Genomic DNA, 13305 nt, shown 5'->3' with positions numbered 1-13305 from the left:
GCCGTTTCCAGACCCTGTAACTTCCGCTAGAACCGCCTCATGAACCAGACATCGCGCGCCGAAGAAAAATTTGCCGAACTGAACCAGCCGAAACCCTGGTCGGGAATCAATGCATATCGATCCGATCCGTTGGTGGTCGATCTGACGAGTGGCCTGCATCGCACGGTTCGCGAGGAATACGACCAGCTGGGCCGTTACGTGACCTCGCCGGAGGCGCAGGAACTTGCGCGCATGGCGAACGAAAACCCACCGAAGCTCAGAAGCCACGGTCCGCGTGGCGAGCGGCTCGATACGGTGGAGTTCCATCCGGCCTGGCACGCGCTGATGCGCCGGTCGATGCAGACGGGGCTGCATTCCTCCGTCTGGGAAAGCATAGCGGAAGCCAAGGGCCATGAGCACAAGGCTCGCGCGACCCGGTTCTACCTGACGGCGCAGCTCGAATGTGGCCATCTTTGCCCGCTGACGATGACGAGCGCCTCCATCGCCGCGCTGATGGCTTCTCCACGCGTCCAGAAGGAATGGGCGCCGAAGATCCTGTCGCGCAAATACGATTCGACGAATCGCCCTGCGCTGCAGAAGACGGCCGTCACGCTTGGCATGGGCATGACGGAAAAACAGGGCGGCACGGATGTGCGCGCCAATCGTTCGACCGCCGAGCGGGTAGGCGAGGGCATCTACCGTCTTTCCGGCCACAAGTGGTTCATGTCCGCGCCGATGAGCGACGGTTTCATCATGCTGGCCAAGACGAACGAGGGCATCGGCTGCTTCCTTGTCCCGCGTCTTCTGGAGGACGGATCGGCCAACGGCCTGCAGTTCCAGCGGCTCAAAGACAAGCTCGGCAACCGCTCGAACGCATCGTCGGAAGTCGAGTTCACCGATGCTTTCGGTTATCTCCTCGGCGACCCGGGTGCCGGCATCCGCACCATCCTCGACATGGTGACGCTGACGCGACTCGATTGTGCGCTGGCATCCGCCGGGATCATGCGCGCTTCGCTGTCCGAGGCGGTGCATCATTGCCGGGGCCGTAACGTCTTTGGCAAGAAGCTGATCGATCAGCCCTTGATGACGCGCGTATTGGCCGACATGGCCCTGGATGTCGCGGCGGCGACGGCGCTTGGCTTCAGGCTGGCCGATGCCTTCGACCGTGCCGCCTCCGATCCGGCGGACGCCGCCTTTGCCCGTGTCATGACCCCGGTGGTCAAATACTGGAATTGCAAGATAGCGCCTTCGCTCATCTACGAGGCCATGGAGTGCCTGGGTGGCAACGGCTATGTCGAGGAGCGGCCGATCGCTCGGCACTACCGCGAGGCCCCGGTCAATGCGATCTGGGAAGGTTCCGGCAACGTGATGGCGCTCGACGTGTTGCGTGTGTTGTCGCGCGGAAAGGATCTGTTCGATACGGTGCTTGCCGGTTTCGAACGCGATCTCGGTGCGTCCGGCAGAAAGACGGTGGAGGTGCTCCGCGCCGCCATGGCGCTCTGCGAAACCGACGAGGGCGCCGCACGCCTTCTGGTCGAGCAGTTGGCGCTCGCAGCCGGTGCATCCGAACTCGTCCGCCTCGGCGCTGGCAAGATCGCCGATGCTTTCCTTGAAACCCGTTTGGCAGGCGGCTGGCGTTCGACCTACGGCATGCTCGATGCGAGATTCGACGCGCGCTATATCATCGACCTTCTTTACCCCGCGGCCAGCTGATCGGCGACGATCATCACCAGCGGAATGATGAAGAATGAGGCGACCGTCTGGACAGTCGCGGTTGCGGCATAAAGATCCGCGTCGCCTCCCATCTTCTTGGCGAGCAGATATCCGTTCATAGCGGTCGGTACGCTGGCACTCAAGGCGAGTAGCACGAGCGTCTGGCCGCGAATACCAAACACGATCGCCAGGCCGACCATAACCATCGGGAACACTAGAAGCTTCAATACGGTGCCGAGCACCACCATGGCACTTGGCCTGAGCGCATCGGCGATCCGCAGACCAGCGCCGACAGCGATCAGACCAAGGCTTAGCGAAGCCTGTGAGACGAGTCCGACCGTCACCATCAGGGGCTGATAGATCGGGACGTGCAGAAGATTGACGACGATGCCGGCAACGCTGCTGAAAATCAAAGGATTGGTCATGATGCGAACGGCAAATATCCGATATCCCTGCCATCGACCGGAAAACCAGAGCAGCACCGAGACGTTGAGCAGGTTGATCGGCACGATGATGGCCGCCATTATGATGGCGATTATCGCGATGCCATCTGCTCCGAAAGCTTTTTGGCCGATTGCGAGAGCGACGAAGGCATTCCAGCGGGTCGAGCACTGGAAGAGTGAACTGAAGGCCGATGCGCCGACACCGGCGCGCCGAAGGCCGGGCCAGAGCGCCAGAACGAAAACGCCCATCAGTATCACGGCGCCGTTCGATACCGCGCCGATCAATCCTATGTCGATTTTCATGAAGTCTGCCGTTGCGAGCGTGTAGAAAAGCAGGGCCGGAAACAGGACGTAATAGCCTAGTTGCTCAAGGCCGTCCCAAAGCGTCGCATTGATGAAGGAGCTTCGCTTTAGGGCCGCACCGAGTAGTACCAAAAGGAAGATCGGCAGGATACTTTCAAAGATCAGGAGCATTTGCCAGCAAATGAATCGAGGAGATTTTCCTCTCGTTAGTCTCTTGCAGGCCCTTGTGCAATCACACAGATGCGCAGAGACATTTCAGGCGCCCCCGCTATCTTGTGCATTGGCCCTCCACACGGCTTGCAGTGCTTGGAGCCGCGCATTATCGCGGTAACAAGACCAACCGGTACAGACAAAATGCTCCAGATCCCCGAAGTCACGGCGCAAGAAGGTTCGATTGCGAAGGTGCGCAACCGCGCCAGTACCGAGCGGGCCATTTTCCTTGCAGCGCGTGGCCTTCTGGCGGAAGAGGGGTTCCAGCGCTTCGGCATTAACGCGGTGGCCCGCCGTGCTGGCTGCGACAAGCAGCTTATTTATCGCTACTACGGCGGCCTCGATGGACTCATCGAGGCAATCGGGGCCGATCTCGGCACATGGGTCAAGGATCGCATCCCGGAAGACACGGGCGGCATGTTCCTGCTGACCTATGGCGACCTGATGGAGAAGCTTGCGATCTACTTCATGGAAGCGCTGCGCGACGATCCGCTCGTCTGCAAGATTGTCGCCTGGGAGGTCTCGCAGGACACGCCTCAGGTCCGCCGTCTCTCCGAGGCCCGCACCAAGGCGCTCGGCAAATGGCTTGATCGGATGCGGGGTTCGCTGACGCCGCCGAAAGGCGTCGACGCGGCGACGACAAACGCAATCCTGTTCGCGGCAATCCAGCATCTTGTGATTTCAGCTGCAGTGAGCGGGCAGTTCGCCGGCGTCGCGCTGCGCACCAACAAGGACTGGGACAAGGTTGCCAGCGCCATCTGCCGCCTGGTCCGCGCCATCTACGGCTAATCGACTTTTCCACAGTCCCGCCTTCCGAATTAACCATGCGGCGCGGTTTCCGTTGCGGTAAATCTCTGGCCCTTTAAGTTTGACGTTAACGCATCATTAACCAAGAATGATCTGGACGCGGACGACATGGGAACTGCAGTCAGGGGTAAGGCATTGCTGGTCGCCATGACCGCGATCTTCGCCATGCTGGCACTGAATATTGCCGTTCCGGCCGTCGTTCTGAGTGTCATGGCTCTAACGAGATGGCTCATGGTGCCGGAGATGTATCCGGTAGAGCCGAGGGGGAAAACCGCATGAAGTGGTTCCTGATTTTGTGGGCGGGGCCTGTCCTGCTGCTGACCAGCTGGTACGGGCTCTCCTACTACGACATGAGCTTCGGCTTTTTCATGCTGACGCGCCATACGCATGATCTGGTCTTCCAGATCTACGGCAATGTCCTGGGTATTCCGCCGGAAACCATTCCGCCGCTGGTAGCCCGGGCGATCGCCTTCGACAGCCTGATCGTGCTCGCCATTGTCGCATTCCGCAAACGCCGTCAGATTGCCGCCTGGTGGCGCAAGCGTCAGCTTTCCAGGTTTGACGAGGTTTCTCTCGCGAGCGACGAAAGCCTGTCGAGGGCTCCCTGAAGAATGAAGCTTGCCGCGGCGGAGTCGATCCGCTCGGCCCGTTTTGCCCGGGAAACATCCATTTCCAGAAGCGCCCGTTCGGCCGCGACCGTGGAAAGCCGTTCGTCCCAGAAGATAAAGGGAATAGGGGTCTTCTCGCTCATGGAGCGCACGAAAGCCCGGGTTGCCTGAACGCGCGGGCCGGACGAGCCATCCATGTTCACCGGCAGGCCGATAATGAAAGCCGCCACCTTTTCCTTCGCCGCAAAGTTCAGCATCAGCTCGGCGTCCTTGGTGAATTTCACCCGCTTGATAACAGGACGGGGAGAGGCAAAGCGCCGACCGATATCCGACATGGCAAGCCCGATCGTCTTCGTGCCGAGGTCGATGCCGGCGATAGCCTGTGCGGGCTGGAGGGCTTCGGCCAATTCCTCGATCGTCATCACTGCCATCTGCTGTCCGTTCCTCGTGGTGGAGCTGCGGCCGGTTCCTGCCGCCGCCCCTTTCCTTTAGCTCCATATCGGCTATCTGTCGTTACCATGTTGACCCCTATAGCAGGAGTAATTTCATGAAGCTGACCTGGCTCGGCCATTCCGCCTTTCGCCTCGAAACTGCGAAGGCAAAGATATTGATCGACCCGTTCTTCACCGGGAACCCTGCCTTCAGCGGGCAGGATGCAAAGGCCGCAGCCGAGGGGGTGACCCATATCCTGCTGACCCACGGTCATGGCGATCACGTCGGCGACGCCATCCGGATTGCCAAGGAAACCGGCGCGACGGTTCTGGCCAATGCCGACCTTGCCGCATGGCTCGGCAGCAAGGGCGTCGAGAAGCTGGAAATGGGCAATACCGGTGGGACGGTAGCCTTTGACGGCTTTACCGCGACCTTCACCCAGGCGCATCATTCGTCTGCGCAGATCACCGAAGACGGCGTTTCCCATAGTCTCGGCAATGCAAACGGACTGATGCTGCATTTCGACGACGAGCCGTCCGTACTGCATATGGGCGATACCGACATATTCACCGATATGGGGCTGATCAACGAACTGCACCAGCCGGATATCGGCATCGTGCCGATCGGAGACCGGTTCACCATGGGCGGAGCCGTTGCCGCGCTTGCCTGCCAGCGCTTCTTCGATTTCAAGCACGCCATTCCCTGCCACTACGCCAGCTTTCCGATTATCGACCAGACGCCGGAAAAGTTCGTGAAAGGCATGGAAGGCACCCGTACCCGCGTGGAAACGCCGTCCGTGGGCGGCAGCCTCAGCTACTGATGCTTGGCCCACCGGGGAAGGCCGCGCGTTGAATTGAGACGCGTTATCCTGTTGCGAAGGGCGGGCATGGCCATTATAGCGGGGAGGATTTTTCTTGCCCGGAGTATGCCATGTCCGTCGATCTCGCCACTGTGAAGCGCGTCGCGCGCCTTGCCCGCATTGCGGTCACCGAGGAAGATGCCAATCGCATGGTGGGCGAGCTGAACGGCATCCTCGGCTTTGTCGAACAGCTTGGCGAAGTCGACGTCGCCGGCGTCGAGCCGATGACCTCCGTGACCCCGATGGACATGCGCAAGCGCACCGACAATGTCACCGATGGCGACAAGGCCGCGGATATCGTGGCCAATGCTCCGTCCACCGACTACAATTTCTTCCTGGTGCCGAAGGTCGTCGAGTGAGCGCCAGATAGCGCCGCTTCTCTCCTTTTCACGCATTCGAACATTTTGATGAGACCATGACCGAACTCACCAGCCTCACCATTGCCGAAGCCCGCGAAAAGCTGAAGGCCAAGGAATTTACGTCCGTCGAGCTGACCGAAAGCTATCTGAAGGCGATCGATGCCGCCAACCAGGTGTTCAATGCCTATGTCGCCGTGACCCCGGAAAAAGCGCTTGAAATGGCGAAGGCCTCCGACGCCCGTCGCGCCACTGGCGAGGTCGGTGCGCTGGAGGGCATCCCGCTCGGCATCAAGGATCTTTTCGCCACCCGCGATGTCCATACCCAGGCCTGCTCGCATATCCTCGACGGTTTCAAGCCGAAATATGAATCGACCGTCTCCCAGAACCTCTGGGACGATGGCGCCGTCATGCTGGGCAAGCTCAACATGGACGAATTCGCCATGGGCTCGTCCAACGAGACCTCGCACTACGGTGCGGTGATCAACCCATGGAAGGCTGCCGGCTCCAATCAGCAGCTCGTGCCGGGCGGTTCCTCCGGCGGTTCGGCCGCCGCCGTTGCTGCGCATCTTTGCGCCGGCGCGACCGCTACGGACACCGGCGGCTCGATCCGCCAGCCGGCCGCCTTCACGGGCACCGTCGGCATCAAGCCTACCTATGGCCGCTGCTCGCGTTGGGGCACCGTTGCCTTCGCCTCGTCGCTCGACCAGGCAGGTCCGATCGCCCGCGACGTACGCGATGCGGCGATCATGCTGAAGTCGATGGCATCGGTCGACGCCAAGGATACGACCTCCGTCGATCTGCCGGTGCCGGATTACGAGGCCGCGCTCGGGCAGTCCCTGAAGGGCATGAAGATCGGCATACCGAAGGAATATCGCGTCGACGGCATGCCGGAGGAAATCGAAGCGCTCTGGCAGAAGGGCATCGCCTGGTTGAAGGATGCCGGTGCCGAGATTGTCGATATCACCCTGCCGCACACCAAATACGCCCTTCCGGCCTACTACATCGTGGCGCCCGCCGAAGCGTCTTCGAACCTCGCCCGTTACGACGGCGTGCGCTACGGCCTGCGCGTCGACGGCAAGGACATCGTCGACATGTACGAGAAGACCCGCGCCGCCGGCTTCGGCACGGAAGTCAAACGCCGCATCATGATCGGCACCTACGTTCTGTCCGCCGGTTATTACGATGCCTATTACCTGCAGGCGCAGAAGGTTCGGACGCTGATCAAGCGCGACTTCGAACTCGTTTTCGACGCCGGTGTCGATGCGATCCTGACGCCGGCCACCCCGTCCTCCGCCTTCGGCGTCGCCGACGAGGATTTGGCCTCCGATCCGGTGAAGATGTACCTCAACGACATCTTCACCGTTACCGTGAATATGGCTGGTCTGCCGGGCATCGCGGTTCCCGCCGGTCTGGACCACAAGGGGCTGCCGCTCGGTCTGCAGCTTATCGGCAAGCCCTTCGAGGAGGAGACGCTGTTCCGGACGGCGCATGTCATCGAACAGGCGGCCGGGAGGTTCACGCCGGCCAAGTGGTGGTAAGCCAGCCGACCATCCGGACAATGACGGCCGCCGATCATCAGGCGGTCGCCGACGTGGGCTTTGCCGCATGGAAATTCAGCGGCTCGGGCGAGGCGGCGTTCGACGAGCCCAAGGTTATCGAGGCCGCCCGCATAGCCTTCCTTGACTATCCGGCTACGGCCAAAGGCGACGTCGCCGTTGCCGAACTGAATGGTCGAATAGTCGGCTGGGCCGCCCGGGAGGGCGAGCCGGATCATATCTCCGATATCTGGATCGATCCGGCTTTCCAGGGCCGTGGGGCAGGTTCGGCGCTCCTCCATCATTTCCTGGGTCGTATTGCCGCCGACGGTTTCCGGTTGGCAAAGATCAACACCCGCGCCACCAATCTCGGAGCGATCGGCCTCTACCAGCGTTCCGGCTTCTCGATCGTCTGGCGGGGCCTGGAGCAGGATTTGAGCCTTGGTATCCCCCTTGAGAAGGTCCATCTTGAGAAGGAGCTGCTCGCAGATAGCGAGTAGGGAGGAGGCTTCATGGCAAAATCCAATTTCGCGCAGATGGTGGAGGCGTTCGACAGCCTTTCGGCAGGTGGTTTCAAGATGGGCGCGGATTGGCAGACCGTGCACCAAATCTGCCAGGATCATGAAGGCGAGCAATTCTTCGACTGGGGTCATGCCCTGTGCCATCGCATCGAAGGCGATGACTGGAATGCCGACTACTGGTATCGCCGCGCCGGCAAAACCCGCACGGGATCGATCGCGGAAGAGTGGCCGGTGATGCGGGCAGAACTTTCAAAGCATCTTTGAGGCAGGCCGTCGCCGCGCGTCGGTGACGACGCGCGGCGGTTGATTGGCAAGACTACCTATTGTCCTGCTCGGCTCTCACCAGCACGAGTCCCCGCTCGGTGATACGGTAGGGCTTGCCGGCTTTGGATCTGATCGCCTTCTTCTGCTTGAGCTTGCGGAAAGTGATCAGATCGAGGCGCGAGAAGACCCAGCCTTCGCGGGTATAGAGTTGCAGTGTCTCGATCTTGCGGTTTTCGTCGCGGGTGATTTCGATCCTGCCGCCCTGGGCGAGCAGGTGAAGGATGCGCTGTTCTGCGCGGGAAATATCCATTGGTTTTGATGTCCGGATAGGCGCTCGCTTGCGAGCGCACAAAAACGTTGCCGGCGCTTTGGTTGGCGTCGGGGCTCTCGTTTTTGTCTGGGCCGGCGCGGCTTACGTCGCTGCCCGGCCCCTCAGAAGGTCTCTGCGAAAGAGAACATCAAAACTCCATCGGTACGAGATCGCTGCTAGCATGTTTTCCCCAGGCGTCAAGCTGCATTGCACAGCCCGGCCGATGTTCTTCTGGCAAAAGGGGAGACTCAGTGTTCTACTGGCCCGACAACAGGGGGTGCCATGGTCAGCGTTCGCAATGCGCGTGAAGATGAAGTGGATACTCTTGCGGAGATCGGGTTTCGCGCTTGGGAAAAGGCCATGATCTCGATCGGTGAGATGACCGATATGCGCGAGAGCGCCTTTTCCGCCTTCCGGAATTTCACCCATTCCTCCTGGCTCACCATTACGATTGTAGAGCAGGGCGGTAGCGTGGCCGGCTGGGCCGCCCGCGAGAAGCTGGACGAGCTGATCTCCGATTTCTGGATCGATCCGGCATTCCAGGGGCAGGGGCTCGGTAAGCTGCTGCTCGAAGAGATCGAGGCGCAGATCGTCCATCAGGGATTTGAGGTCGCGCGTGTCGAAACCCACGCCCGCAATGCCGAGGCCGTCGGCTTCTTCGAAAAGCACGGCTATTCCATCAACTGGCTAACCGTGGCCTACTCGCCCAAGATCGACCGGGATGTCCAGTCGGTCGGATTGTCCAAGCGTCTCGTGGTCGAAGAGCCGGAGACCTACGGACCGAGCTTCTAAAGCTTGCGCCTCATCGTCATTTGCTCTACCTCCAGACAAAATAATCGAGACCATTTCACGAGCATCAGATGACCATTGTCGACGTCCGCACGCCTGATCCGAAACGCCTCATTCCCGGTGCCACCGGTGACTGGGAGGTGATCATCGGCCTGGAGGTGCACGCCCAGGTGCTGTCCAATTCCAAGCTCTTCTCGGGCGCTTCCACCGAATTCGGCAAGCCTGCCAATTCCAACGTATCGCTGGTCGATGCCGCCATGCCTGGCATGCTGCCGGTCATCAACGAGGAATGCGTCAAGCAGGCAGTACGCACGGGCCTCGGTCTCAAGGCGCAGATCAACAAGCGCTCCGTCTTCGACCGCAAGAACTATTTCTATCCGGACCTGCCGCAGGGTTATCAGATTTCCCAGTACAAGGACCCGATCGTCGGCGAAGGCAAGATCGTCATCTCGCTCGGCCCGGACCGCCAGGGCCAGTTCGAAGATATCGAGATCGGCATCGAGCGCCTGCACCTGGAGCAGGATGCCGGCAAGTCGATGCATGACCAGCATCCGACCATGTCCTACGTGGACCTGAACCGCTCCGGCGTGGCGTTGATGGAAATCGTTTCCAAGCCGGACATGCGCTCGTCCGACGAAGCCAAGGCCTACGTGACCAAGTTGCGCTCGATCGTGCGTTATCTCGGCACCTGCGACGGCAACATGGATGAGGGTTCGATGCGCGCCGACGTCAACGTCTCGGTCCGTCGTCCGGGTTCGGATTTCGGCACCCGTTGCGAGATCAAGAACGTCAACTCGATCCGCTTCATCGGCCAGGCGATCGAATACGAAGCCCGCCGCCAGATCGCCATCCTCGAGGATGGTGGTTCGATCGACCAGGAAACTCGCCTCTTCGATCCGGGCAAGGGCGAAACACGGTCCATGCGGTCCAAGGAGGACGCGCACGATTACCGTTATTTCCCCGATCCCGACCTGCTGCCGCTCGAATTCGACGACGCCTTTGTCGCCGAATTGAAAGAGCATCTCCCGGAACTGCCGGACGACAAGAAGGCCCGCTTCGTGCGCGAACTCGGCCTGTCGGTCTATGACGCCTCCGTCCTGGTCTCGGAGAAGGCGATCGCGGATTATTTCGAGGCTGTCGCCGAGGGCCGCGACGGCAAGATTGCCGCGAACTGGGTCATCAACGACCTGCTCGGCGCCTTGAACAAAGCCGGCAAAGACATTGAAGAGACTCCGGTTTCGCCCGCCCAGCTCGGCGGCATCATCGACCTCATCAAGGCCGAGACTATTTCCGGCAAGATCGCCAAGGACCTCTTCGAGATCGTCTGGAACGAGGGTGGGGATCCGGCCGAGATCGTCGAAGCCCGCGGCATGAAGCAGGTGACCGATACCGGCGCGATCGAAAAAGCTGTCGACGAGATCATTGCCGCCAACCCCGATCAGGTTGCCAAGGTGCAGGCAAAGCCGACTCTTGCCGGCTGGTTCGTGGGCCAGGTCATGAAGGCGACCGGTGGCAAGGCCAACCCGCAGGCCGTCCAAGCCCTCGTCAAGGCCAAGCTGGGGATAGAAGAATAGACCCATGGTCTACTTCGTACGCACCGCTGGAGAACGGGATGTGGAGCAGATCCGCAGCCTGTTGGCGGAAACGTTCCATGCGACCTACGACCCGTTTTACGGGTCCGAACGGGTGCGGAAGATGATCGATGGCTGGCATTCGTTGGCGGCCATTCGGTCGCGCATCCTGAAGCGAGAAGGCGAATTTCTGGTTGCCGACAACGGCAAGAACATCGGCGGCCTCGGTTATGCCGCCGTGTATCCGAAGATGGCGAAGACGGCGATGCTGCACCAGCTTTACGTCAGGCCGTCCTGCCAGAACGAAGGCATTGGGCGCGATATCTTCGCGGAACTCGAAACCTGTTTTCCTGATGCCGAGATCATGCGCGTCGAAGTGGCGCTGCAGAATGTCCGGGCGATTTCCTTTTACAACAGGCTCGGATTTTCCGAAGTCGACCGCATGGAGGAATGGGGAGCTCCCAATTCGGGCTTGCCGGCGGTCATCCTGGAAAAACGCCTGTCCGTCTGAAGAACCGGTTCACTCAGCCGGAGGTTCGAGTGCCTTTCCGTCCTCGTTGTAGATCGTCACGACGCTGCACTCGATGAGGTCCTTGCGCCGCCTGGGATCACAGACGGATTTGGAGGCCTGTAGTGCGGTTTCCTTGCTGTCGAAGCCGCAGTGAATTTCATGCCAATGCGGCCCGTCCTTTTGCTGCACAAAGATGTCGATGCTCCAGCCGGCCGGAAAACAAGCGGTCGTTTCGAGACAATCCTCCGCCGTACCGCCGCCGTCGATGCATTTTTTCTTTGCGCAATCGAGCGCCTTGCGGATCGACTTGCCGACGCAGGTGCCGCTGCTCATTTCCGGTGCCTGGGAAAAGGCGATGGCATTGCGGGCCTGAGCGTCTGTCACTGTGAAGGCGGCCACCATGAGTGAGAATAAAATCGCCGCAAGCCTTTGTCCCATCATCCGATCCCTCTAAGGTCCCCGCACCGATCATTGCCGATTCTTTTCTGAAAGGAAAACAGGTGACGGATAATCTGCTGATCCGGCGAGCACGGGAAACGGACCTCGCCGCGCTCATTGCCCTCTTTGCCGCGGACGAGATCGGCGGCCACGGAGACACGACGGAGGAGGCGGCTTTCGAGGACTACCTCCGCGCTTTCCATGTGATCGACGCATCTCAGAACGAGCAGCTTTTCGTTGCTGAACGCGACGGAGAAGTGGTTGGTACGTTCCAGATCCTCTTCAACCGCACCCTGACAGGCAGGGGATCGCTCTCCATGATCATTGAGGCGGTGCAGACGCGCGGCGACATGCGCGGCCAAGGCATCGGCGCGCAGATGATCGGCCATGCGATCGAAGAAGCGAAGCGCCGCGATTGCCGGCTCGTCCAGCTCACCTCCAACGTGACGCGTGCGGATGCGCATCGCTTCTACGAACGTCTCGGCTTCGCCAGGAGCCATTTCGGCTTCAAGATGAAGCTCAAATGAGGCCTGCGACAACGGGAATCACTGGACATCCCGCAGATCAAGCGGCATAAGCGGATCAGCCATGTATGTGGTAGCTATCCTGTTTGCCAAGCCGACGGAACATTCATGAAAAACCTCCTGCTGCAGATCTTCACCTGGTGGAACGGACAGACGATCGGTACACGGTTTTTCACCTGGCGCCACGGCAAGAAGGTCGGTGAAGACGAACTCGGCAACGTCTATTTTGAAGGTCCGCTGACGTCTTGGGGCCCTCCCAAGCGCTGGGTGATCTACAAGAACTATGCCGAAGCCTCTGCCATCCCGCCGGGCTGGCACGGCTGGATGCACTATCGCACCGACATAGCCCCGTCGCAGGAAGACTACCAGACGCGTGAGTGGCAAAAGGCCCATAAGCCGAACATGACCGGCACGCCGCTCGCATATCGTCCCAAAGGCTCGCTTGCTGCGACCGGCGAACGTCCGCGCGTGACAGGCGACTATGATGCCTGGACCCCCGGCAACTGACACCTGTTTTGGCCATAATCGGGCTTTAGGCGTCGACCCGGACATGTTGTCGAGACGGGACACAGAATGACACGGATGAAGCTTTCCTCACGAAAACTGATCGTCGGCACGGTGGTGATGGCGGCAGTCTCCGTTCTTGCGGGAGAGGGGGCTTTTGCCGCGCGGATCTCCAATCCCGTGGCCGTATTCAAGGGCATCGACAAGATTACGGGCCGCATCACGACCTTCGACGTTTATGTCGACGAGACCGTGCAGTATGGCGCGCTCCAGGTGACGCCAAAGGTTTGTTATTCGCGCGACGACACGGAAGCACAGAAGATCGACGGCTTTATAGAGGTGGACGAGATCACGCTCGACCGCAAGATTCGCCGCATCTTCACCGGCTGGATGTTCGCCGACAGCCCCGGTCTGAACGCTGTCGAGCATCCGATCTATGACGTTTGGCTGACGGGCTGCAAACCAAGCTCGGACGTGCCGCCCCCCAAGGCGACGAACTAGAGCGGTTCATGTTTTGACGGAAGCGTATCCGGCGTTTACGAAGTAGTTACTGCATTCGCCGGGTTGGATTGTTGTGACGAGAGAGCCGATGTGTCGCCACGTGTCCTCGATCGTTCGCTTTTGG

The 13305-nt window shown here is 60.3% G+C and carries 19 protein-coding genes and 1 pseudogene; 15 read left to right on the top strand and 5 right to left on the bottom strand.

Going from position 1 to position 13305, the window contains the following annotated elements; all coding sequences use genetic code 11:
• The first annotated feature begins 39 nt into the window (after positions 1–39).
• Positions 40–1692 (top strand): acyl-CoA dehydrogenase family protein, encoded by a 1653-nt coding sequence (locus C5L13_RS25170; protein ID WP_105386026.1) that lies wholly within the window; start codon positions 40–42, stop codon positions 1690–1692.
• Here C5L13_RS25170 and C5L13_RS25165 read toward each other — a convergent pair.
• A complete protein-coding gene (locus C5L13_RS25165; protein ID WP_105386025.1) occupies positions 1674–2609 on the bottom strand; it encodes an AEC family transporter in 936 nt (311 codons plus the stop codon). The genes C5L13_RS25170 and C5L13_RS25165 overlap by 19 nt on opposite strands.
• Before the next feature lie 183 nt (positions 2610–2792).
• Here C5L13_RS25165 and C5L13_RS25160 point away from each other — a divergent pair, with 183 nt between their 5' ends.
• From C5L13_RS25160 to C5L13_RS25155, 3 genes are all read left to right on the top strand, one after another.
• On the top strand, positions 2793–3437 hold the full coding sequence (locus C5L13_RS25160) for a TetR/AcrR family transcriptional regulator (protein WP_105386024.1): 645 nt from the start codon (positions 2793–2795) through the stop codon (positions 3435–3437).
• A gap of 126 nt (positions 3438–3563) precedes the next feature.
• Positions 3564–3734 (top strand): hypothetical protein, encoded by a 171-nt coding sequence (locus C5L13_RS29090; RefSeq protein ID WP_170117326.1) that lies wholly within the window; start codon positions 3564–3566, stop codon positions 3732–3734.
• Entirely contained in the window at positions 3731–4063 is a 333-nt protein-coding gene (locus C5L13_RS25155; RefSeq protein WP_105386023.1) for a DUF6105 family protein, read from the top strand. Before C5L13_RS29090 ends, C5L13_RS25155 begins: the two co-directional genes overlap by 4 nt.
• On the opposite strand, the gene ruvX is transcribed toward C5L13_RS25155, so the two are convergent.
• Complete coding sequence (gene ruvX / locus C5L13_RS25150) at positions 4000–4494, bottom strand: Holliday junction resolvase RuvX (protein WP_105386022.1); 495 nt, start codon at positions 4492–4494, stop codon at positions 4000–4002. The two genes, C5L13_RS25155 and ruvX, sit on opposite strands and share 64 nt — an antisense overlap.
• A gap of 116 nt (positions 4495–4610) precedes the next feature.
• Here ruvX and C5L13_RS25145 point away from each other — a divergent pair, with 116 nt between their 5' ends.
• The 5 genes from C5L13_RS25145 to C5L13_RS25125 all read left to right on the top strand — a co-directional run bounded on the left by C5L13_RS25145 (position 4611) and on the right by C5L13_RS25125 (position 8033).
• Positions 4611–5315 carry a metal-dependent hydrolase gene (locus C5L13_RS25145; protein ID WP_105386021.1) on the top strand — a complete coding sequence of 235 codons (705 nt, stop codon included), beginning with the start codon at positions 4611–4613 and terminating at the stop codon, positions 5313–5315.
• A 110-nt stretch (positions 5316–5425) separates the two neighbouring features.
• Positions 5426–5713, top strand: a complete 288-nt coding sequence (gene gatC, locus C5L13_RS25140; RefSeq protein ID WP_105386020.1) for an Asp-tRNA(Asn)/Glu-tRNA(Gln) amidotransferase subunit GatC — start codon at positions 5426–5428, stop codon at positions 5711–5713.
• Between the two features lie 56 nt (positions 5714–5769).
• A complete protein-coding gene (gatA, locus tag C5L13_RS25135) occupies positions 5770–7251 on the top strand; it encodes an Asp-tRNA(Asn)/Glu-tRNA(Gln) amidotransferase subunit GatA (RefSeq protein ID WP_105386019.1) in 1482 nt (493 codons plus the stop codon).
• A 20-nt stretch (positions 7252–7271) separates the two neighbouring features.
• On the top strand, positions 7272–7748 hold the full coding sequence (locus C5L13_RS25130) for a GNAT family N-acetyltransferase (RefSeq protein ID WP_105386134.1): 477 nt from the start codon (positions 7272–7274) through the stop codon (positions 7746–7748).
• Between the two features lie 12 nt (positions 7749–7760).
• Entirely contained in the window at positions 7761–8033 is a 273-nt protein-coding gene (locus tag C5L13_RS25125; RefSeq protein WP_105386018.1) for a hypothetical protein, read from the top strand.
• 52 nt (positions 8034–8085) lie between these two features.
• On the opposite strand, the gene C5L13_RS25120 is transcribed toward C5L13_RS25125, so the two are convergent.
• The gene (locus C5L13_RS25120; protein ID WP_105386017.1) at positions 8086–8343 is read right to left on the bottom strand and encodes a YjhX family toxin; all 258 of its coding nucleotides are present in this window, start codon (positions 8341–8343) and stop codon (positions 8086–8088) included.
• 282 nt (positions 8344–8625) lie between these two features.
• Here C5L13_RS25120 and C5L13_RS25115 point away from each other — a divergent pair, with 282 nt between their 5' ends.
• From C5L13_RS25115 to C5L13_RS25105, 3 genes are all read left to right on the top strand, one after another.
• A complete protein-coding gene (locus tag C5L13_RS25115; protein WP_105386016.1) occupies positions 8626–9135 on the top strand; it encodes a GNAT family N-acetyltransferase in 510 nt (169 codons plus the stop codon).
• Between the two features lie 68 nt (positions 9136–9203).
• A complete protein-coding gene (gene gatB, locus C5L13_RS25110) occupies positions 9204–10706 on the top strand; it encodes an Asp-tRNA(Asn)/Glu-tRNA(Gln) amidotransferase subunit GatB (RefSeq protein WP_105386015.1) in 1503 nt (500 codons plus the stop codon).
• 4 nt (positions 10707–10710) lie between these two features.
• Positions 10711–11214 carry a GNAT family N-acetyltransferase gene (locus C5L13_RS25105; RefSeq protein WP_105386014.1) on the top strand — a complete coding sequence of 168 codons (504 nt, stop codon included), beginning with the start codon at positions 10711–10713 and terminating at the stop codon, positions 11212–11214.
• A 9-nt stretch (positions 11215–11223) separates the two neighbouring features.
• Here C5L13_RS25105 and C5L13_RS25100 read toward each other — a convergent pair whose 3' ends face one another.
• On the bottom strand, positions 11224–11598 hold the full coding sequence (locus C5L13_RS25100; RefSeq protein WP_158693524.1) for a hypothetical protein: 375 nt from the start codon (positions 11596–11598) through the stop codon (positions 11224–11226).
• Between the two features lie 116 nt (positions 11599–11714).
• Here C5L13_RS25100 and C5L13_RS25095 point away from each other — a divergent pair, with 116 nt between their 5' ends.
• From C5L13_RS25095 to C5L13_RS25085, 3 genes are all read left to right on the top strand, one after another.
• Positions 11715–12179: a GNAT family N-acetyltransferase gene (locus C5L13_RS25095; protein WP_105386012.1), complete on the top strand. Its 465-nt coding sequence runs from the start codon at positions 11715–11717 to the stop codon at positions 12177–12179.
• 105 nt (positions 12180–12284) lie between these two features.
• The gene (locus C5L13_RS25090; RefSeq protein WP_105386011.1) at positions 12285–12683 is read left to right on the top strand and encodes an NADH:ubiquinone oxidoreductase subunit NDUFA12; all 399 of its coding nucleotides are present in this window, start codon (positions 12285–12287) and stop codon (positions 12681–12683) included.
• A 117-nt stretch (positions 12684–12800) separates the two neighbouring features.
• Positions 12801–13181, top strand: a complete 381-nt coding sequence (locus tag C5L13_RS25085) for a DUF2155 domain-containing protein (protein ID WP_407070475.1) — start codon at positions 12801–12803, stop codon at positions 13179–13181.
• Between the two features lie 6 nt (positions 13182–13187).
• Here C5L13_RS25085 and C5L13_RS29085 read toward each other — a convergent pair.
• A pseudogene (locus C5L13_RS29085) lies at positions 13188–13305 on the bottom strand (IS630 family transposase); the annotation flags it as partial.

The sequence above is a fragment of the Neorhizobium alkalisoli genome (assembly GCF_002968635.1).
In the GTDB taxonomy this organism is placed as follows: domain Bacteria; phylum Pseudomonadota; class Alphaproteobacteria; order Rhizobiales; family Rhizobiaceae; genus Neorhizobium; species Neorhizobium alkalisoli.
The sequence above is the reverse complement of the archived record's forward strand: the minus strand, read 5'-3'. Positions and strand labels throughout refer to the sequence as shown.

Coding starts and splice junctions, on each gene's coding strand:
- C5L13_RS25170 (WP_105386026.1), top strand. CDS start 40: ATGAACCAGACATCGCGCGCCGAAGAAAAATTTGCCGAACTGAACCAG.
- C5L13_RS25165 (WP_105386025.1), bottom strand. CDS start 2,609: ATGCTCCTGATCTTTGAAAGTATCCTGCCGATCTTCCTTTTGGTACTA.
- C5L13_RS25160 (WP_105386024.1), top strand. CDS start 2,793: ATGCTCCAGATCCCCGAAGTCACGGCGCAAGAAGGTTCGATTGCGAAG.
- C5L13_RS29090 (WP_170117326.1), top strand. CDS start 3,564: ATGGGAACTGCAGTCAGGGGTAAGGCATTGCTGGTCGCCATGACCGCG.
- C5L13_RS25155 (WP_105386023.1), top strand. CDS start 3,731: ATGAAGTGGTTCCTGATTTTGTGGGCGGGGCCTGTCCTGCTGCTGACC.
- ruvX (WP_105386022.1), bottom strand. CDS start 4,494: ATGGCAGTGATGACGATCGAGGAATTGGCCGAAGCCCTCCAGCCCGCA.
- C5L13_RS25145 (WP_105386021.1), top strand. CDS start 4,611: ATGAAGCTGACCTGGCTCGGCCATTCCGCCTTTCGCCTCGAAACTGCG.
- gatC (WP_105386020.1), top strand. CDS start 5,426: ATGTCCGTCGATCTCGCCACTGTGAAGCGCGTCGCGCGCCTTGCCCGC.
- gatA (WP_105386019.1), top strand. CDS start 5,770: ATGACCGAACTCACCAGCCTCACCATTGCCGAAGCCCGCGAAAAGCTG.
- C5L13_RS25130 (WP_105386134.1), top strand. CDS start 7,272: ATGACGGCCGCCGATCATCAGGCGGTCGCCGACGTGGGCTTTGCCGCA.
- C5L13_RS25125 (WP_105386018.1), top strand. CDS start 7,761: ATGGCAAAATCCAATTTCGCGCAGATGGTGGAGGCGTTCGACAGCCTT.
- C5L13_RS25120 (WP_105386017.1), bottom strand. CDS start 8,343: ATGGATATTTCCCGCGCAGAACAGCGCATCCTTCACCTGCTCGCCCAG.
- C5L13_RS25115 (WP_105386016.1), top strand. CDS start 8,626: ATGGTCAGCGTTCGCAATGCGCGTGAAGATGAAGTGGATACTCTTGCG.
- gatB (WP_105386015.1), top strand. CDS start 9,204: ATGACCATTGTCGACGTCCGCACGCCTGATCCGAAACGCCTCATTCCC.
- C5L13_RS25105 (WP_105386014.1), top strand. CDS start 10,711: ATGGTCTACTTCGTACGCACCGCTGGAGAACGGGATGTGGAGCAGATC.
- C5L13_RS25090 (WP_105386011.1), top strand. CDS start 12,285: ATGAAAAACCTCCTGCTGCAGATCTTCACCTGGTGGAACGGACAGACG.
- C5L13_RS25085 (WP_407070475.1), top strand. CDS start 12,801: ATGGCGGCAGTCTCCGTTCTTGCGGGAGAGGGGGCTTTTGCCGCGCGG.